The sequence below is a fragment of the Streptomyces sp. NPDC007901 genome (assembly GCF_042959465.1).
In the GTDB taxonomy this organism is placed as follows: Bacteria; Actinomycetota; Actinomycetes; order Streptomycetales; family Streptomycetaceae; genus Streptomyces.
The window spans coordinates 352,038-370,737 of sequence record NZ_JBIBKW010000003.1 but is presented as its reverse complement, the minus strand read 5'-3'; the positions used below and the strand labels follow the sequence as shown (position 1 = coordinate 370,737).

General features: G+C 72.4%; 16 protein-coding genes and 3 pseudogenes. 12 read left to right on the top strand and 7 right to left on the bottom strand.

Annotated features, from left to right (window positions below; all coding sequences use genetic code 11):
• Positions 1-38 precede the first annotated feature (38 nt).
• From ACFZDK_RS11985 to ACFZDK_RS11975, 3 genes are all read left to right on the top strand, one after another.
• On the top strand, positions 39-713 hold the full coding sequence (locus ACFZDK_RS11985) for a sigma-70 family RNA polymerase sigma factor (protein ID WP_390972503.1): 675 nt from the start codon (positions 39-41) through the stop codon (positions 711-713).
• A complete protein-coding gene (locus ACFZDK_RS11980; protein WP_390971893.1) occupies positions 710-1,804 on the top strand; it encodes a CU044_5270 family protein in 1,095 nt (364 codons plus the stop codon). The genes ACFZDK_RS11985 and ACFZDK_RS11980 overlap by 4 nt, the downstream gene beginning before the upstream one ends.
• Positions 1,805-1,907: 103 nt before the next feature.
• On the top strand, positions 1,908-4,304 hold the full coding sequence (locus tag ACFZDK_RS11975; RefSeq protein WP_390971892.1) for a SpoIIE family protein phosphatase: 2,397 nt from the start codon (positions 1,908-1,910) through the stop codon (positions 4,302-4,304).
• 1 nt (position 4,305) lies between these two features.
• Here the strand turns inward: ACFZDK_RS11975 and ACFZDK_RS11970 are convergent, their stop codons facing one another.
• On the bottom strand, positions 4,306-4,716 hold the full coding sequence (locus tag ACFZDK_RS11970; protein ID WP_390971891.1) for a hypothetical protein: 411 nt from the start codon (positions 4,714-4,716) through the stop codon (positions 4,306-4,308).
• 66 nt (positions 4,717-4,782) lie between these two features.
• A complete protein-coding gene (locus tag ACFZDK_RS11965; RefSeq protein WP_390971890.1) occupies positions 4,783-5,121 on the bottom strand; it encodes a hypothetical protein in 339 nt (112 codons plus the stop codon).
• A 250-nt stretch (positions 5,122-5,371) separates the two neighbouring features.
• Between ACFZDK_RS11965 and ACFZDK_RS11960 the strand changes: the two genes are divergently transcribed.
• The 3 genes from ACFZDK_RS11960 (at position 5,372) to pip (ending at position 9,447) form a co-directional block, all read left to right on the top strand.
• Positions 5,372-7,336: a BTAD domain-containing putative transcriptional regulator gene (locus ACFZDK_RS11960; protein WP_390971889.1), complete on the top strand. Its 1,965-nt coding sequence runs from the start codon at positions 5,372-5,374 to the stop codon at positions 7,334-7,336.
• 42 nt (positions 7,337-7,378) lie between these two features.
• The gene (locus ACFZDK_RS11955; protein WP_390971888.1) at positions 7,379-8,296 is read left to right on the top strand and encodes a peptidoglycan-binding protein; all 918 of its coding nucleotides are present in this window, start codon (positions 7,379-7,381) and stop codon (positions 8,294-8,296) included.
• 116 nt (positions 8,297-8,412) lie between these two features.
• A complete protein-coding gene (gene pip / locus ACFZDK_RS11950; RefSeq protein ID WP_390971887.1) occupies positions 8,413-9,447 on the top strand; it encodes a prolyl aminopeptidase in 1,035 nt (344 codons plus the stop codon).
• 35 nt (positions 9,448-9,482) lie between these two features.
• Here pip and ACFZDK_RS11945 read toward each other — a convergent pair whose 3' ends face one another.
• Positions 9,483-10,502 (bottom strand): aldo/keto reductase, encoded by a 1,020-nt coding sequence (locus ACFZDK_RS11945; protein ID WP_390971886.1) that lies wholly within the window; start codon positions 10,500-10,502, stop codon positions 9,483-9,485.
• Positions 10,503-10,658: 156 nt separating this feature from the next.
• Between ACFZDK_RS11945 and ACFZDK_RS11940 the strand changes: the two genes are divergently transcribed.
• Positions 10,659-11,234 carry a TetR family transcriptional regulator gene (locus ACFZDK_RS11940; protein WP_390971885.1) on the top strand — a complete coding sequence of 192 codons (576 nt, stop codon included), beginning with the start codon at positions 10,659-10,661 and terminating at the stop codon, positions 11,232-11,234.
• 293 nt (positions 11,235-11,527) lie between these two features.
• Complete coding sequence (locus ACFZDK_RS11935) at positions 11,528-12,145, top strand: TOPRIM nucleotidyl transferase/hydrolase domain-containing protein (RefSeq protein ID WP_390971884.1); 618 nt, start codon at positions 11,528-11,530, stop codon at positions 12,143-12,145.
• 196 nt (positions 12,146-12,341) lie between these two features.
• Here ACFZDK_RS11935 and ACFZDK_RS11930 read toward each other — a convergent pair whose 3' ends face one another.
• Positions 12,342-13,193, bottom strand: a complete 852-nt coding sequence (locus tag ACFZDK_RS11930) for a TIGR03620 family F420-dependent LLM class oxidoreductase (protein WP_390971883.1) — start codon at positions 13,191-13,193, stop codon at positions 12,342-12,344.
• 286 nt (positions 13,194-13,479) lie between these two features.
• Here ACFZDK_RS11930 and ACFZDK_RS11925 point away from each other — a divergent pair.
• Positions 13,480-14,568 (top strand): annotated as a pseudogene (locus ACFZDK_RS11925) (right-handed parallel beta-helix repeat-containing protein); the annotation flags it as partial.
• Positions 14,569-14,632: 64 nt separating this feature from the next.
• On the opposite strand, the gene ACFZDK_RS11920 reads toward ACFZDK_RS11925, so the two are convergent.
• Positions 14,633-15,691, bottom strand: a complete 1,059-nt coding sequence (locus ACFZDK_RS11920) for a glycosyl hydrolase family 18 protein (RefSeq protein ID WP_390971882.1) — start codon at positions 15,689-15,691, stop codon at positions 14,633-14,635.
• A 223-nt stretch (positions 15,692-15,914) separates the two neighbouring features.
• Between ACFZDK_RS11920 and ACFZDK_RS11915 the strand changes: the two genes are divergently transcribed.
• Entirely contained in the window at positions 15,915-16,955 is a 1,041-nt protein-coding gene (locus ACFZDK_RS11915; protein ID WP_390971881.1) for an NlpC/P60 family protein, read from the top strand.
• Here ACFZDK_RS11915 and ACFZDK_RS11910 read toward each other — a convergent pair.
• Together ACFZDK_RS11910 and ACFZDK_RS11905 are read right to left on the bottom strand one after the other, a co-directional pair.
• Positions 16,933-17,112: pseudogene (locus tag ACFZDK_RS11910) on the bottom strand (hypothetical protein); the annotation flags it as partial. The gene ACFZDK_RS11915 and the pseudogene ACFZDK_RS11910 overlap by 23 nt on opposite strands.
• A gap of 70 nt (positions 17,113-17,182) precedes the next feature.
• A pseudogene (locus ACFZDK_RS11905) lies at positions 17,183-17,314 on the bottom strand (sensor histidine kinase); the annotation flags it as partial.
• Between the two features lie 394 nt (positions 17,315-17,708).
• Between ACFZDK_RS11905 and ACFZDK_RS11900 the strand changes: the two are divergent.
• Both ACFZDK_RS11900 and ACFZDK_RS11895 read left to right on the top strand, forming a co-directional pair.
• A complete protein-coding gene (locus tag ACFZDK_RS11900) occupies positions 17,709-17,942 on the top strand; it encodes a hypothetical protein (protein ID WP_390971880.1) in 234 nt (77 codons plus the stop codon).
• On the top strand, positions 17,939-18,700 hold the full coding sequence (locus tag ACFZDK_RS11895; RefSeq protein WP_390971879.1) for an ATP-binding cassette domain-containing protein: 762 nt from the start codon (positions 17,939-17,941) through the stop codon (positions 18,698-18,700). Before ACFZDK_RS11900 ends, ACFZDK_RS11895 begins: the two co-directional genes overlap by 4 nt.

The window sequence follows — 18,700 nt, the reverse complement described above, 5'->3', positions numbered from 1 at the left end:
TGTCGCGTGCCGGACAGCTCAGTGACGTGAGCACACATATGCGTACCCGGGTACGGGCCGGGGAGTCGAGCGCGTTCGCGGAGCTGTTCGACAGCTATGCCAACGCCGTCTACAACCATGCCTTCCGGCTCACCGCCGACCGGTCGGTCGCCGAGGACGTGATGGCCGCGACCTTCCTGGAGGCATGGCGGCTGCGCGAGCGGGTCGACCCCGAGGGCGGTTCGCTCCGTCCGTGGCTGCTGGGCATCGCCACCAACACCGCCCGCAACCAGTACCGGAGCAACCGCCGTTACCGGGCCGCCGCCCAGGCCGCCGCGGCGGCCGAACTCGCGGTGCCCGACCACGCGGACGAGGTGGCCGACCGGATCGACGGCCGGCGCCGCCTCGCCGCGGCCCTCACCGCCCTCGCCGGACTGCGCAGACCGGAGCGCGAGGTCGTCACGCTCTGCCTGGGCGAGGGCCTGGACTACGAGGCCGCGGCGGAGGCGCTCGGCATCCCCGTCGGCACGGTGGCCTCCCGGCTCTCCCGCGCCCGAAGAAAGCTGCGCGGCCTCACCGACGCGCCGATGCCGGACGTACCGCCCACCGGCGCACCGCCCGCCGGCGCACCGCCGAAAAAAGTTCGCGGAGATCGGGAAGGCGACCGCCCCTCCCGACAGACAAGAGGTGATCACACCCACGTGATCCGGCCCGCACAGGAAGGAAGACGATGACCGCGAACGCCTCCCGGAACCACCCGGCCGAGGGGGACGGCAGCGCCGAGCAGCTGCTGTCCGCCACGACGCGGCACCTGCCGCCGGGCCGCCACCAGTTCCACAAGGAGCGACTGATGGCCCAGATCCACGACCTGCAGCAGGCGGAGTCCGCGGCGACGGCGCCCGCGAAGGAGCGGCGCCGCCGGTTTCCGCGTCCGGCGATCGCGCTGCCCCTGACGGCGGCGGCGCTGGCGGCGGCGGTCGTCGCCGGAGTGACCATGTCCGGCAACGGCGGCGGCAACGGGGTGCGGGACTACGGCCCGGCCCTCACCACCAGCATCGGCGCGGTCAGCAGCAAGGGCGTGCCCCAGCTCCTCGACCAGATCTCCCTGGCGGCCGCCAGGACCTCTCACCCGGACGTCCGGCCCGGCCAGTACATCTACATCAGGTCCGAGTCGGCCGACACCTACGTCAGGCACGTCGGCGACACGACCTCCCTGGCGAGCCACCCGCTGCACACCCGGCAGATCTGGAAGTCCCCGGACGGCACCAAGGGCTGGCTGATCGACCCGGCCGTCAACGACAGCCCCGAGGGCGAGACCCTGTCCCTCCCGGACGAGCAGGGCAACACCCCGAAGCCGACCCTGAACGGTCCGTCGTACGACTACCTCACCCAGCTCACCACCGACCCCGACCAGCTGCTGGCCAAGATCTACAAGGAGACGAAGGGCCAGGGGAACTCCCCCGACCAGGAGGCGTTCACCACCATCGGCGACCTGCTCGGCGAGAGCTACCCGCCGGCGGAGCTGTATCCGGCGCTGTTCAAGGCCGCCGAGAAGATCCCCGGTGTCGTCGTGGTCGACGACTCGACCGACGCGGTGGGCCGGCACGGTGTGGCGGTGGCCCGGCTGGACGAGGCCACCGGGGAGCGCGAGGAGTGGATCTTCGACAAGAAGAGCCATGTCTTCCTCGGCGAGCGCACGGTCCAGGTCCGTAAGAACAGCGGCGCCGACGCGCTGATCACCCCCGGCACCGTCCTCTTCACCAGCGCCATCATGGAGCGCAGCGTCGTGGACGGCATCAGGCAGACTCCCTCCGCGAAGTCCTGACCGCCACCCGTCCGCGGTTGTCCCCCGGGCCGCCGGTTGAGCGGGACGGGGCGCGGCGGGATCCTGGGAAGCGGGTGCGGACACCCGGACACCCGGAGGCACCATGGAGCGACGCGTACCGGAGGACCTGGCGGTCGTCGTCGACGCCGGTGGGGCGGTGCTGGTGTGGAGTGCGGGTGCCCGGCGGCTGCTCGGCTACGAGCCCGCCGAGGTTGTCGGCCGGCCCGCGCGGAGCCTGCTCGCCGCCGACCTGCCCGCCTCCGCACGCCGTCACCTCGCCGGCGGGCACCACTGGTCCACCGAGGTGGCGCTGCGGCACCGCGACGGCGACCGGGTCGTCGTACGCCTCCAGGGGATCCCGCTCGCGGACACCGGTCCCAAGCCGCTCTGGCTGGTGACCGGTGCCGCGCAGACCACCGTCGCCGGGCGCGACCAGCCCGGTGCGGCGGTCCTGTGGGACCTCACGCTCGCCCAGCTGCCCATGCCGGTGGCGATCTACGACCGTGAGGCGCGGTTCGTCGCCGGCAACGACGTGATGAGCCGGATCATGGGCCGGCCCGCGGCGGAGATGCGCGGCCTGACCCTGCGGGAGATCGAGCCCAGCTTCCCCTTCGACGAGTACGACCGCCTCCAGCGGCAGGTGCTGCGCACCGGGCGGACGGTCTTCCACGAGCAGCACGGCCAGGCGCCCGGCGAGACCCGGGAGCACTCCTGGTCGATGTACTTCTCCCCGCTGAAGGACACGACCGGCGCGGTGCAGGGCCTGTCCGCGATCGTCTTCGACACCACGGAGCAGTACTGGGCCCGCCGCCACCTGGCCGTCCTCAACGACGCCAGCATGCGCATCGGCAGCACCCTGGACGTGACCCGGACCGCCGAGGAACTGGCCGAGGTGGCGGTGGGCGGGTTCGCGGACTTCGTCACCGTCGACCTGCTGGAGTCCGTCGCCCTCGGGGACGAACCGGAGCCGCTGCCGCCGGGCCGGGCGGTCACCGTACGCCGTACGGCACAGCGGTCGGTCCTGCCGGGCTGCCCGGAGTCGGTGGCCGACCCCGGCGACCCGATCCGCTACCCGGCCGGGACTCCGCCGCTGCGGGCCCTGCTCGCGGGCCGCGGCACCCGGCACACCCCGGGCGAACCCGGGATGCGGGAGTGGATCACGTCGTCCCAGGCCCGCGCCGACTCGGTCGCCCGGCACATGATCCACTCGGTGTTGATGGTCCCGCTGCGCGCCCGCGGGGTCACCCTCGGCCTGGCGCACTTCCTGCGCCACCGCACGCCCGAGTCGTTCACCGAGGACGACCAGCGGCTCGCCGAGGAGATCGTCGCCCGGGCCGCGGTGAGCGTGGACAACGCCCGCCGCTACACCCGCGAGCGCCGCACCGCCCTGGCCCTGCAGCGCAGTCTGCTGCCCGGCCGGCCGCCGGGGCTGGCGGCGACGGAGGTGGCCTACCGCTATCTGCCCACCGGGTCCGGCGAGGACGTCGGCGGCGACTGGTTCGACGTGATCCCGCTGTCCGGCGCCCGGGTCGCCCTGGTGGTCGGGGACGTGGTCGGGCACGGCATCCGCGCCTCCGCCACGATGGGCCGGCTGCGGACGGCGGTGCGCACCCTGGCGGACGTCGACCTGGCCCCCGACGAACTCCTCACCCAGCTCGACGACCTCGTGATCCGGCTCGACCGCGAGGAGGGCCCGGACGTGCCCGGCCGGGCCGAGGCGACGTCCGGCGAAGTCGGCGCGACCTGCCTGTACGCCGTCTACGACCCGGTGACCCGGCGCTGCACCATGGCCCGCGCCGGCCATCCGGCACCGGCCCTGGTCACCCCCGACGGCGAGGCCCGTCTGCTCGACCTCCCGGCCGGGCCGCCGCTGGGCCTGGGCGGTCTGCCCTTCGAGTCGGCGGAGGTGGAACTGGCGGAGGGCAGCGTGCTCGCCCTCTACACCGACGGCCTGGTGCGGACGGCCGGCCAGGACATGGAGGCGGGCGTGGGCCTGCTCTGCCGGGCGCTGGCCGATCCGGCCGCGCCCCTGGAGGAGACCTGCGACCACGTCCTGCGCACGGTCCTCACCGACCGCCCCGGCGACGACATCGTCCTGCTCCTCGCCCGCACCTCCGCCCTGGACACCGCACAGGTCCGCACCTGGCAGCTCCCGAGGCACCCGGCCGCCGTCGCCGGGGCCCGCAAGATGGCGTGCGAACAGCTGGAGACCTGGGGGCTGACGGACGCGTCCTTCGCCACGGAACTCATCGTCAGCGAGCTGGTCACCAACGCGGTCCGCTACGGCGACAGCCCGATCGCCCTGCGCCTGATCCGTGACACGTCCCTGATCTGCGAGGTCTCCGACGGCAGCAGCACGGCCCCGCATCTGCGCCGGGCCCGGATCTACGACGAGGGCGGCCGGGGTCTCCTCCTGGTCGCCCAGATCGCGGAGCGCTGGGGCAGCCGCCAGACCCCGACCGGCAAGACGATCTGGGCGGAACAGCCGCTGCCCGCCTGACTCAGCGGACGAGCGGCCGGTCCCGTCGCGGGGTGTCCAGCCCGGTCGACACGACGGCCGCCACGACGATCGAGCCGATGAAACTCCCCACCATGACCAGCGCCACGCCGACCATGAAGAGCCCGCTGGCGTCGTCCGACCAGTCGGCACCGGCGGCGAGGGTGAGCCCGGCGGTCGTCCCCACCACGGCAGCCGCGCTGTGCCCCCGCGCCGCCACCCAGCCCACCGCCACCAGCAGCGTCACCACCAGCCCCGCGACCTGCCACACCGCGTACGGCCCGCTCACCGACCCGTCGGCGGCCACGTCGTACTCCTGGTCCCACCCCAGCCAGACGGCCCAGGCCGCCACCGACACCCCGGCCGACACCGACGTCGGCACCAGCACCCGCAGAACGGATTTGTGAAGTCCCATGCCCCCAGCGTCATGGCCGGGGGCGGGACCGGACAGAGCACGGATACTCAGACGGGACCGAGTACCTCAGGGCGCGTAGGTGATGTTCGGGCGGGGCAGGGTGGACATGCCCGCGCCGAGGAAGCAGTCGGTGGCGTGGGACTGCATGTCCGCGATGGTCGCGCCGCTGCACGAGACGTCCTTCAGCGCGTAGTACGCGTGCGCGGCCTGCCACAGGGCCGGACAGTCGGGCGTGTTGCGTACTCCGAACCCGTCGCCGCCCGGGCGGGCGTGCTCGTCATCCCGGCCGTCCCGGCGAGGGCCGGCACCGCACCGGCGACGGCCGACATCAAGGTGCGCATGAGTACCTTTGATTTCCTTCTGGATCTTGGCGGTTGGATCCTGCTCACGCCTGTTGTTGGTCAATTGCCATTGCCTTGTCATCAATTGAGTGTCCGTCAGCCATCAGAGGCACTACCGTCGACGGTCCACCGACTCGCGCGGACAAGACCACGAGCGCAACCGCGCACGACCACGAAAAGCACCACGAACCGCGTGGAACAACACCCCGACAACGCGCAGGCAACGGACCATTGGTTGACTGCTTTGCCGAACCGTCACATGAAGCCCGTACCAGCCCTTCGCGCCCGGTACCGCCCAGGAGGGCCCGCCCCCGATGAACCACCGGCCCGGACAGGAGACGCGGTTCTGCCTGCTCGGGCCCGTCGAGGCGCTGAGGGACGGCGTCTCCCTCGACCTGGGGCCCCGGCAGCGCCGGCTGCTGCTCGTCCGGCTGCTCATCGAGGACGGCCGGCCCGTCTCCCAGGACACGATCCTGCGGGACCTGTGGCCCACGGACCGGCCGACGGGCGCCGCCTCCTCGGTGCGCGCCCACATCAGCCGGCTGCGCGCGGTCCTCGACCCGGCACGGCAGGGCCCGTCCACCATGCCGGCCAGCAGCCCCGCCGGGTACGCGCTGAAGGTGCCCCGCGAGGCACGGGACACGACCCTCTTCGAGGAGGGCGTGAGCCGGGCCCGCGAGGCCCTGCGCAACCACCGGCTCACCGTCGCCCGGCAGGAGATCGACACGGCGCTCGGGCTGTGGCGCGGCGAGGCCCTGGCCGAGGCCGGTGAGCACGCCTTCGCGATCCGCGAACGCACCCGGCTCGACGGCGCCCTCCACGACGCCAGGGAGCTGCGGGCGGCGGTCCTCGTCCGGCAGGGCGAGACGGAACAGGCGATCGGCGTCGCCCAGTCCCTCGTCCTGAAGGCCCCGCTCCGGGAGACCTCCTGGGCGCTGCTGATGCGCGCCCTGTACACGGCCGGCCGGCCCGTCGAGGCGCTGAAGCAGTACGAGCGGTTCCGCGACATGCTCGCCACCGAACTCGGCCTGGACCCGAGCCCCCGACTGCGCGACCTGCACACCGCGATCCTGCGGCACGACATCGGCGTCCTCGGCGCCACCGACACCCCGCCTCCCGTACTGGCACCCGCCGCCGCCTCCGCCTTCACCCTCGCCGCCACCCGCCTTCAACCGGCCGCCCCGGCAGCCCCCTTCGTGGGCCGCGTCGAGCAACTGGCCCAGCTGGCCGACCTGCTGTCGGACGCGACCGCGAACCGCCCCCGGTGGGCCGTGGTCGGCGGCGAACAGGGCTCGGGCAAGACCCGGCTGCTGGACGAACTCGCCGCCCGCGCCTCGGCGGCCGGGTTCACGGTCGCCCGCACCCGGGCCGGCCAGGCGCTCAGCGGCAACCGCGGGATCGTCCAGACCTGCCCCACCGTCCAGCTGCTGGACGCACTGCGCCAGGACGGCAAGGACTCCGCCGAGGACGAGACCGCGCAGAAGGACCCGCTCGCGGCCGTCGTCCGCGAACTCACCCAGGGGCCCACGCTCGTCCTCGCCGACGACCTCGACCGGGCACCGCAGGGCTTCCACCGTCTGCTGCGGCGCCTCGCCCAGGTCCTGCGGGAGGCCCCGGTCGTCTTCGTGTGCACCCTGCGCAACCCCGACGCCCCCGTCTCCAGCGCACTGCTCGCCGAACTGGCCCTGCTCGGCGCGGTCTGGCTGACTCTGGAACCGCTCACCGCCGCCGACGTGGCCGACCTGCTCACGGCGCACGGCGAGGACGCCCCGGCCGAGACGGCGGCAGCCCTGCACCGGCGGGCCGAGGGCCACCCGTTCGCCCTGGCCGAACTGCTCGGCCTGCCTCCCGCCCGGCGCACCGGCCCGGAGGCACAGGTACCGGCCGCCGTACGCAACATCGTGCACGCCCGCCTGGTCGGCCTCCCGGAGGAGGCCCGCGCCATGCTCGCCTACGCCGCCGCCGACGGCGACCCACTGGACCCCGGCCTGCTCGCCGACGTCCTGGGCGTCGCACCGGACCGGCTGCTGCACCTGATCGACGCCGCCGTGACCGCGCGGATCCTGGTCTGGGACGCCGAGCCCGGCGCGCCCGGCAACGGCCGCTACCGGCTGCCCGAACTCCCCCGCGACGTGGTGCTGAGCACCCAGACCCCGTCCGCCCGGCAGCTCCGGCACGCCGCACTCGCCCGCGCGCTCGCCGGCCGCGCCGACACCGACCCGGCCCGCCTGGACCGGCACCGCCACGCGGCGGGCCCGACGGCGTCGGCCAACCCATGACAAGGGCACTCGCCCTCCCGACCCATCCACTCAGGAGTCGTGATGAGCACCAAGACGGGACCCCAGCGTTACCCCGGCGCCAGCCGCGCCAACTGGTACCAGGACGACTTCGGCGGCGACCCGATGCAGGTCAACGTCGTCGTCCTGCACACCACCGAGGGCTACACACTGCCCGGCTACGACGGCGGGGCCACCGCGCCGAACCTGACGGCGGTCCCCGATCTCGCCGCGAAGAAGCTGAAGTGGTACCAGCACTTCGACATCGAGACCTCCTCCCGGGCACTGGTCAATCTGAAGGGCGGTGTGGAGACCAACACCCTGAACGTGTGCCAGGTCGAGCTGACCGGCACCTGCGACCCGAAGACCCACGCCAAGTGGCAGGCCGCCGGTCACGACCACATCTACTGGCCGGACGCGCCGGAATGGGCCCTGCAGGGCGTCGCCCGGTTCCTGGCCTGGATGCACGAGCAGCACGGCGTACCGCTGTCCGGCCCGACGTCCTGGCCCGCCTATCCCACGTCGTACGGCACGGCCGGCGGCCAGCGGATGACCGGCGCGCAGTGGAGCGACTTCAAGGGCGTCTGCGGGCACATGCACGTCCCCGAGAACGTCCACGGCGACCCCGGCGCGATCGACTTCGCCAGGATCCTCAAGGACGCGAAGGCCGACCTGGACGTGGACGACGACACCCCGGAGACGAAGACACCCACCAAGCCGAAGATCCCCGCCTTCCCGGGCCGCAAGTACTTCGTGGCCGGGGCCTCGAACGCCTATGTCCTCCAGCTCGGCAAGCAGCTGGTCAAGCGCGGTTTCGGCGACCACTACAAGGTGGGTCCGAGCAGATCCTGGGGCGAGGCCGACCGGCTGAACGTCCGCGACTTCCAGAAGTCCCGCAAGGAGCTCCGCGGCGACGCCGACGGCAGCCCCGGCCCGCTGACCTGGCGCCTCCTCTTCTCCTGACTCCCTTGGGCGAGGGCCCGGGCCGGCGACCCCCGCCCCGGGCCTTCGCGCTGTCCGCCGCGGCCGACTCGGGTATGAAGTAAGGCCGTTCCCAACAGTCCTGGAGGGAGATCACCATGCCCGAGAAGTTCCCGCCCATCGAGCCCTACGCCCACGGCCTGCTCGACGTCGGCGAAGGAGACAACGGCGACAACGGTCACAGCGGCGGCGGAGAGTGGATCTACTGGGAGACCAGTGGCAACCCGGAGGGGAAGGCCGCCCTGTGCGTGCACGGCGGCCCGGGCAGCGGGGGACGCCGCCACGCCCGCAGGCAGTTCGACCCCGAGGTCTACCGGATCGTGCTCTTCGACCAACGCGGCTGCGGCGAGAGCCGCCCGCACGCCTCCGACCCCGCCGTGAGTCTCGCCCGCAACACCACCGACCACCTCATCGCCGACATGGAACGGCTGCGCGAGCACCTCGGCATCGAACGCTGGCTCCTGTACGGCGGCTCCTGGGGCTCCACGCTGATCCTCGCCTACGCCGAACGCCACCCGGAGCGGGTCTCCGAGATCGTCATCGCCGGTGTCACCATGACCCGCCCGGAAGAGACCGACTGGCTCTACCACGGCGTCGGCCGTCTGCTGCCCGGCCCCTGGGAGGCCTTCCGCGACGCCCTGCCGGCCGCGGACCGCACCGGCAACCTCGTCACCGCCTACAACCGCCTGCTGAACAGCCCGGACGAGGCGGTCCGGGTCGCCGCGGCCCGCGCCTGGACCAGGTGGGAGGACGCCGTCATCGCCCATGAGGCACTGGGCAGTCCCGGCGCCTACAGCGACCGCCCCGACGACTCCCTGATGGCCTTCGTCCGCATCTGCGCGCACTACTTCGCCCATGACGCCTGGCTGGAGGACGGTCAACTGCTTCGCGACGCCCACCGGTTGGCCGGGATCCCCGGAGTGCTGATCCACGGCCGGCTCGACCTGGGCAGCCCGCTGAAGACCGCGTGGGAACTGGCCAAGGCCTGGCCGGACGCGGAACTGAAGGTGATCGACGACTCGGGCCACACCGGCAGTCCCGCGATGCGGCGGACGATCCTGGCGGCGATCGCACGGTTCGGTGAGGGAGGTGAGGGAGGAGAGAGACGAGAAGGAGCGGACCGTCGGGGCTAGGGGTCCTGCCCGCCGTGTCAGGCCGGCTTGGCAGGTCAGCGGCGGCGCAGGGTCGGGTCGAGCAGGGCGGGCGGGGTGTCGAACTTCTCGTGGGCGGCCAGGTCGGTGCCGGGGGCGACGATCGCGTCGATCGCGTCGAGGACGTCGGCGGAGAGCACGGTGTCGGCGGCGGCGAGCTGGGAGCGGAGGTGGTCGGGGGTACGGGGGCCGATGAGGGCGCTGGTGACACCGGGGTGGGCGGTGACGAAGCCGAGCGCGAGCTGGACCAGGGTCAGCCCGGCCTCGTCGGCGACCGCGGCCAGCCGCTCCACGGCGTCGAGCCGGGCCTGGTTGGCGGGCACGGTGAGGTCGAAGCGGTCGGGCAGGAACCGGGACCGGCTGGTGGCGATGTCACGGCCCCTGCGCACGGCGCCCGACAGCCAGCCCGAGGCCAGCGGGCTCCACACCAGCACGCCCATCCCGTACTCCTCGGTCACCGGCAGCACATGGGCCTCGACACCGCGCTGGAGTAGGGAGTAGCTGGGCTGTTCGGTGACGTACCGGCTCAGGTGGTGCTCGCGGGCGGCCCATTGACCCTGCACGATGCGGTAGGCCGGGAAGGTCGAGGAGCCGAAGTAGCGGATCTTCCCCGCGCGTTGCAGATCGGTGAGCGCCGACAGGGTCTCCTCGTCGCTCGTGGCCGGGTCCCAGCGGTGTATCTGATAGAGGTCCACGTGGTCGACGCCGAGCCGCCGCAGGCTGTTCTCCAGCTCGGTGACCAGCCAACGCCGTGATCCGCCCCGGTGGTTGCGCTCCTCGCCCATCGGCATGCCCGCCTTCGTGGCCAGCACGATGTCGTCACGGCGGCCGGCGATGGCCTTGCCCACCATCTCCTCCGACTCGCCCTCCCCGTACATGTCGGCGGTGTCGATCAGGTTGATCCCGGCGTCCAGAGCGGCGTCGACGATCGCGGTCGCCTCCTCCTGGCCGGTGCGCCCGATCGCACCGAAGTTCATCGCGCCGAGCGCGAGCGCGCTGACCTGCACTCCGGTGCGGCCCAAGGTGCGGTACTGCATGACCGGTCTCCTCACATGGCGTATCGCATGACGTACTCATAAACGGGACACCGTCCCGCGATAAACGGGACACTGTCCCGCTTCATGTCTTCGACGATACGGAACACTGTCCCGTTTAGCAACGCCCCGATAGGGTGACCGCGGAGGGAGCGCACGATGAAGAACGAGGACCAGTCGGCCCGGCCCCGGCGGGCGGACGCCCGGCGCAACGAGACGACCCTGCTGGAAGCGGCCGCGGCGGCCTTCGTCGCCTCGGGCGTGGAGGCGCCGGTCCGCGACATCGCGGCCCGGGCGGGCGTCGGCACGGCCACCATCTACCGGCACTTCCCGACCCGCGCCGACCTGATCATCGCCGTCTACCGGCACCAGGTGGAGGCCTGCGCCGAGGCCGGGCCGGCCCTGCTGACCACCGCGCCCAGCCCGTACGACGCCCTGCGCGGCTGGATCGACCTCTTCGTGGACTTCCTCGCCACCAAGCACGGCCTCGCCGCCGCCCTCCACTCCGACCAGGCGGGCTTCGACACCCTCCACACCTATTTCCTGGACCGTCTCGTCCCCGTCTGCACCCGGCTCCTCGACGCGGCGACCGAGTCCGGCGAGATCCGCTCCGACCTGACGGCGTACGAATTGATGCGCGGCGTCGGCAACCTCTGCATCGGCGCGGAGAACGACCCCCGTTACGACGCCCGCCGACTGGTCGCCCTCCTGATCGGCGGACTGCGCCGCGTGTGACGCGGCGGGCGGGAGAGGCCGTCGGGGAGTCGGTGCGGAATCGATCTCGGCGGCGGACCCGCCCGGCCGACCGCTACGGCGCCGGAGCCGGCGCCCCCCGGCCCGGCAGCACGGCTCGGCAGCACGGTGGCCCGGCATGACGGCCGGACAACGCAGCCCGGCGGAAGAACGACGGCACGGCACGACGGCCGAACGACCCAGCCCGGCGGCGCGGCCTGCCGTCCCGGCCGCGCGGGCCGGTGCCCACCGATAACCCCTGGCATCCCCGCCCCACCGGAGCGGAGACTCGTCCCATGGCGGACATGGGGGTGTTCCGGGAGGCGGTCGCCGAGTGGGCCGGCGGTGGGGCCGAGGGCCCTGCCCGCGAGCTGGCCGGCCGGCTGGGCGTGCGGGTCGCCGTGCTGCTCGAAGGGCCGAGCGATGTCGCCGCGGTCGACGCGCTGGCCGCGCGGCGCGGGCGGGACCTGGCGGCCGAGGGGGTCTGCGTGCTGCCGATGGGCGGTGCGATGAGCGTCGGGCGCTACGCCCGTCTCCTCGGACCGCCCGGCCTGGGCCTGCGCCTGACCGGACTGTGCGACGAGCGGGAGCGGCCCTACTACGTCCGCGGCCTGGAACGGGCCGGTGCCGACCGGCACGCCTTCTTCGTCTGCGCGGCCGACCTGGAGGACGAGCTCATCCGCGCGCTCGGCCCTGACCGGGTCGTCGACCTGGTCAGGGCCGAGGGCGACCAGCGCCCCCTGCGCACCTTCCTGAACCAGCCCGCCCAGCAGGGCCGCACGGCACAGCAGCAGCTGCGCCGCTTCTTCGGAACCACCTCCGGCCGCAAGATCCATTACGGCCGGGTCCTCGTCGAGGCCCTGCAGCCCGACCGCGTACCCGCTCCGCTCGACGGACTGCTCGCCGCGCTCTGAGCGGGCGCGGACGCGCGCCCGCCGGGCAGGCAGACGGGCAGACAGGTGGAGCGCCGGTTCGCCCGGCGGGGCCCACCTTCAGCGGGTCTGCCTTCAGCGCGTCCGCCTTCAGCAGCTCCGCCCCACCGCGTCCGCCTCCACCGCCGCCGCCCCCACCGCCTCCGCCCCCAGCAGCTCCGCCCTCAGCCGCCCCCCTTCAGCCGGCCAACCCCAGCGCCTCCGCCAGTGCCCGGTACCCGGGGAGCGGGTCGGTGTCGGCGTCGGTCAGCAGTTGCAGCGTCACATGGTCGGCGCCGGCGTCGAGATGGGCCCGCAGGCCCGCCGCCACCTCCGCCGTCCCGCCGTGCAGGATCAGGGCGTCGAAGAGCCGGTCGCTGCCGCCGTCCGCGAAGTCGGCGTCGTCGAAGCCGAGGCGGCGCAGGTTGCCGACGTAGTTGCTGAGGCCCAGGTAGGGGCCGAGCCTGCGGCCGCCGGTCGCGCGGGCCCGGGAGCGGTCCGTCTCCAGGACCACCTTCTGCTCGGGGGCCAGCAGGGTGCCGGGGCCGAGGATCTCGCGGGCCTGGCGGGTGTGCTCGGGAGTGACGAGGTACGGGTGCGCGGCCGCCGCCCGTTCGGCGGCCAGCCGCAGCACGCGGGGGCCGAGCGCGGCCAGCGCCCGGCGCGCCACCGGTACGCCGCCCGCGTCGAGGGCGTCCAGGTAGTCGTTGAGCGCCTGGTAGGGCCGTACGAACTCCTGGGTCATCTCGCGGTGGCCGGCGCCGATGCCGAGCAGGAAGCGGTCCGGGTGGCGTTCGGCGATGCGCCGGTAGGCGCGGACGACCTCCTCGGCCGGGTTGGCCCAGATGTTCACGATGCCGGTGGCGAGGACGAGGTGCCCGGTCGCGTCGAGCAGCCGCTCGATCTCGGCCAGGTCCGCGACGGACGCGTTGCCCAGCCAGAGAGTGCCGTAGCCCAGGTCCTCCAGCGCGACCGCCAGTTCGGGCTCGGTCCTGTCGTGGCGCCACACACCGACGGCACCTAGGTCGATCTTGCCTGTGGTCTCTGTCATACCAGGGGCAACGGAGGGTCCACGACACCTATTCCGATCGCCATCGAAATACCGCCTGGCGCCACACCCCGACGATCACATCCACGAACGCTCTTTACATACATGACTATTGACGCGCCCACGGCACCCTCTCTAGCTTCACGGAGAAAGCGCTTTCTGAACGTTCCGCATCTCGACACCCGCACCCGAACGGAGACGAACGATGCACGTGAGACCAGTCATCGCGGCCGTCGGCCTGCTCGCCGGCACGCTCGTCGCACTCTCCGGAACCCCCGCGCAGGCCGCGTCCAGCGTGCTGTACGTGGCGCCGGGCGGCACCGACAGCGCGGCCGGCACCCAGTCGGCACCGACCACGCTCACCTCGGCCATCAGCCGGATCGCCGCCGGCGGCACGATCTACCTGCGCGGCGGGACGTACGCCTACTCCTCCACGGTGACCATCCCGGCCGGCTCCAACGGCAGCTCCGGCGCGCTCACCACCCTGTCCGCCTACCCGGGCGAGACCCCGGTCCTCAACTTCTCCGCGCAGAGCGAGAGTTCGTCGAACCGGGGCATCCAGCTCTTCGCCAACTACTGGCACCTGTACGGGCTCACGGTCGAGCACGCGGGCGACAACGGCATCTACGTCGGCGGCAGCAACAACGTCGTCGAGCGGACCGTGACCGCGTACAACCGCGACACCGGACTGCAGCTCGGCCGGATCTCCTCCAGCACGTCAAGCAGTGCCTGGCCGGCGAACAACCTGGTCGTCAGCTCCGAGTCGCACGACAACGCCGACAGCGACGGCGAGGACGCGGACGGCTTCGCCGCCAAGCTGACCACCGGCACCGGGAACGTGTTCCGGTACGACGTCTCGCACAACAACATCGACGACGGCTGGGACCTGTACACCAAGACCGACACAGGCGCCATCGGCCCGGTCACCATCGAGTACTCGCTCTCCTACGGCAACGGCACGCTCAGCGACGGCAGTCAGAGCGGGGACGGCGACCGCAACGGCTACAAGCTCGGCGGCGACGACATCGCCGTCAACCACGTGGTCCAGCACAACATCGCCTACGGCAACGGCCACCACGGGTTCACCTACAACAGCAACCCGGGCACGATGACCGTCTCGAACAACGTGGGCATCGACAACGCCGAACGCAACTTCTCCTTCGACAAGGGCACTTCGGTGTTCCGGACCAACACCTCCTGCCGGTTCGCCGTCAGCGGCTCGAACGACAAGACCGTGGGCGACGCCGACAGCTCCAACCAGTTCTGGACCGGCACGAACGGCTCCCGGTGCTCCTCCTACTCGGGCAGCCTCGGCTGGTCCTTCGCCTCCAGCGGCAAGCTGAACGTCACCTTCGGCGGGACGGTCGTCAACCCGTAACCGCGCACGCGTTTCGGCCCGGGCGTCCACAGGGTGTGGACGCCCGGGCCGAACTGCCGGGGAGCTACCGCAGCAGACCGGTGAACCGGGCGAAGGTGTGGCTGAAGTACCAGGTGTCCTGGGCGATTCCGGAGCAGGAGTCGGAGCCGCCGGTGCCGACGCAGGTGCCGTTGTCGCGCTGGAGGGCCCAGAAGGAGAGGGTGTCGATGCCCTGGGCGGCGGCCCAGCGGGCGACGGTGGCGGCGTTCTGGGTGGTGAAGGTCTCGGCGGGGCCGTAGTCGTCGATGCCGGGCATCTCGGTGACGCCGACCATGCCCCACAGCTGCCGGGAGCTCTTGTGCGGGTAGAGGGCGTGGAGTTGGTCGTGGAGGCCGGTCGCGGCGGTCTTCGTGTCGGTGGCCATGTCGTGGGTGGCGCCGTCGTAGTAGTCGAAGGTCATGATGTTGACGACGTCGACGCGCGCGTGGTTGGCGACGGCGTTCTGGAGGACGGCGAGTCCGTCGGCCTCCAGGCCCTTGGTGGTGGTCGGCAGGGTGTAGGAGAACTGCAGGGACCGGCCGGTGCGTTCGGCCCAGTGCTCGGCCTTGGCGATCGCCTTGTTGCGGCGGTCGATGCCCGCCGTGTTCGCGAGGGAGTCCGCCTCGACGTCGAGGTCGATGCGGCTGATGCCGTACGTCGTGACGAGCTTCTCGTAGACCCCGGCGATGGCGTCCACGTCGGTGCAGCTGTCGGCGAGTTCGGTGCCGGTGGTGTCGGCGCTGTAGCCGCCGAAGGAGGGGATGGCGTCGCCGCCGCGGGCCTGCAGGGCGGCGATGTCGGCGCCGAACACCGAGGAGGAGACGGGCTGGGTGGCGTCGCCGTTCCAGTCGGCGGTGCAGGAGCCCGCGGCGGGCGTCTGGAGGAAGGCCAGGGTCAGGTACTTGTTGCCGGACTGGGCGGCGAGCGTGGCCGGGCTCTGTCCGGTCCAGGCCTCGAAGTAGGGCGCCGCGACATGCGCGGGCAGCGGCTTCCCGGCGTGCGGGCGGGCCTGCGGGGAGGCGTGCGCGGCGCCGGCCCCGAAGGCAACGAGCGTGGCGGACAGAGCGGTTGCGGTCAGGGCGTGCAGGGCACGGGTGCGTCTCATGAGCGCCCATATTTGGACTAGACCAATTAACTGTCAAGGTTCTTAACAGTCGACGCCCGGCCGTCCCGCCACCCGGTCGGCACAGAAGGCCTGTTGACGGCCGGTGGCTGATTTTTTTCCATGCGGAGATTTGAACTGATCGTAAGAGAGTCATTAATGTCTACTACTCGTACCTCTAGTTGACCCAATGCTCGACTCTTTCGTTCGGAAGGAGGCCGCCTCCGTGGCGTCCCACCGTCGTCCCAAGCAGCCGAGCCGCGCTCGCGTCACCGTGCTCACCACCGCCGCCGCTGCCGCCGTGGTCCTCTCCTCGCAGGCGGCCGAGGCCGCGCCCGCCGCCAAGCCGAAGAAGGACGAGGTCAAGTCCCGGGTCGACAAGCTGTACGAGGAGGCCGAGCAGGCCACCGAGAAGCTCAACGGGGCCAAGGAGAAGCAGGAGAAGCTCCAGAAGCAGATATCCGCGCTGCAGGACTCGGTCGCGCGCGGCCAGGACGAGCTGAACGACCTGCGGGACGGCATCGGCAGCATGGCCACCGCCCAGTACCGCAGCGGCGGCATCGACCCGTCCCTGCAGCTGTTCCTCTCCTCCGACCCGGACAGCTACCTGGACAAGGCCTCCACCCTCGACCAGTTGAGCAGCCAGCAGGTCGAGACGCTGAAGAAGATCCAGGCCAAGCAGCGCGAACTGGCGCAGGAACGGGCCGAGGCCACCGGCAAGCTCAAGGACCTGGCCGCCACCCGGACCGAACTCGCGGAGAAGAAGAAGGAGGTCCAGGGCAAGCTCGCCGAGGCGCAGAAGCTGCTCAACAGCCTCACCGCCGCCGAGAAGGCCGCCCTCGCCGCCGACCAGGAGCGCGCCAGCCGCTCCTCCAGCGAGCGGGTGGACCTCGGCAACGACACCTCCGCCACCGGCCGGGCCGCCGCCGCCTTCGCCGCCGCCAAGACGAAGATCGGCACCCCGTACGTCTACGGCGCCACCGGCCCGTCCTCCTTCGACTGCTCGGGCCTGACCTCCTGGGCCTACGCGCAGGCCGGGGTCTCCATCCCGCGCACCTCCGAGTCCCAGGCGACGATCGGCACCAAGATCTACTCGACCTCGGACCTTCAGGTCGGCGACCTGGTCTTCTTCTTCAACGACCTGCACCATGTGGGCCTGTACGCGGGCAACGGGCAGATCCTGCACGCCCCGCGCACCGGCACGGTCGTCCGCTACGAGTCGATGAGCACCATCGGCGGACCGTTCATGTTCGGCGTCCGCGTCTGACCGCCGCCTCGGGTCGGCGGGCGCGGGTCCGGGCGTCCTCCAGGTAGTGCAGGACCGCCGCCACCCGGCGGTCCACCCTGTCCGCCGGGGACAGGTCGAGTTTGGCGAAGATGGACCGGATGTGCTTGTGAACGGCGCCGTCGGTGACGACGAGCCGGCGTGTCCCGTACGGCGGACAGCGGCAGGTAGGCGCCGGTCAGCCCCAGCGCCGGCCCGGCGGTGGCGTGCCGGAGCAGCCAGCGCACTTCGCGCCGGGTGGTGGGGTCGGCGAGCGCCGGCCGCAGCCGGGCGGCCGGCGGATCCGGGGCGATCACCTCGGGGCCGCGGCGCCCGAGCCGCTCCCGCTCCCGGCCGGCCAGGGCGTGCAGGGCGCGCAGCGCGAGGGGGGGCGAGCAGCAGGCCCAGTCCCAGCGGCGCGGTCACCGCCGTCACCGCGATTCAGGAGCAGCAGGCCGAACGCCGGGACGGCCGTACCAAGCCCGCCGACGAGCTCGCCGAGCGCCCCGCCCGCGGCCCGCAGCGTCCCTGCGGCGAGGGCCCGGACACCCTCCGTCCGCGCACCGGTGACGGCCATCGGCACCCCTTCCGTCGACGTCGACGACCTTAGGGCGTACGGGAGTTCGGCGGGCCGGCCGGAGCCGGAGGGTACAGCCTGCTGTACCTCGGACCGGGCGGCCCACGGGATCGGCCGAGGGGGGTCACGGTCCGTAGCGTCGGTGCCCTGATCCCAGGAAGCAGCGCCAGGAGGACCGTGTGACCGGCACCGACCCCTACCGTTTCACCAGCCCGCCGCCCCCGGCGGCGGATCCGGGCCGCGGTGTGGACCTCACCCGCACCCTGCTCTGGTCCCTGCTGGTGCTCAGCGCGGCCGCCAACATGGCCACCTCGTACGGCGGTGTCACCCCCTGGGTGAACGTGGCCTGCGGAGTGGTGACCCTGCTCAGCGCGGGCGCTCTGGTGGTACGACGGCTGCGGGGCCGTCGATGAACACGACCGCGCACCCGGCCACGACGGACACCGCCCGGCAGGCGCCGGCCATCGCGCTCGCGGGCGTCGGCAAGGCGTACGCGGGCGGGGTTCGGGCCCTGGACAACGTGTCGCTCACCGTGGAACACGGCACCTTCCTCGCCGTGATGGGCCCCTCCGGCTCCGGCAAGAGCACGCTGATGCACTGCGCGGCCGGGCTGGACACGCCGACCTCGGGCAGCGTCCGCATCGACGGCCGGGAGATCGCCGGACTGAACGAGACCAGACGCACCGAACTCCGCCGGGAGCGCGTCGGTTTCGTCTTCCAGGCCTACAACCTGATCCCGTCCCTCTCGATCGAGGACAACATCACGCTGCCGCTGCGACTGGCCGGCCGCCGCCCCGACCGGGACTGGATCGGCACCCTGGTCGAACGGGTCGGACTGGCCGACCGCCTCCACCACCGCCCCGCCGAACTCTCCGGCGGCCAGCAGCAACGAGCTGCCCTGGTACGGGCGTTGGCCACCCGCCCGGCCGTGGTCTTCGCCGACGAGCCGACCGGCGCGCTCGACCTGCGCAGCGCCCACCAGGTCCTCGACCTGCTCCGGACGCTCGTCGACGACCTCGGCCAGACCGTCGTCATGGTCACCCACGACCCGGCCGCCGCGGCTCGCGCGCACACCGCGCTGGTGATGGCCGACGGCCGGGTGGTCGAGGCCGTGGACCGCCCGGTGGCCGCGGAACTGGCGGCCCGGCTGGCCGCGTTGGGGGAGCACTGA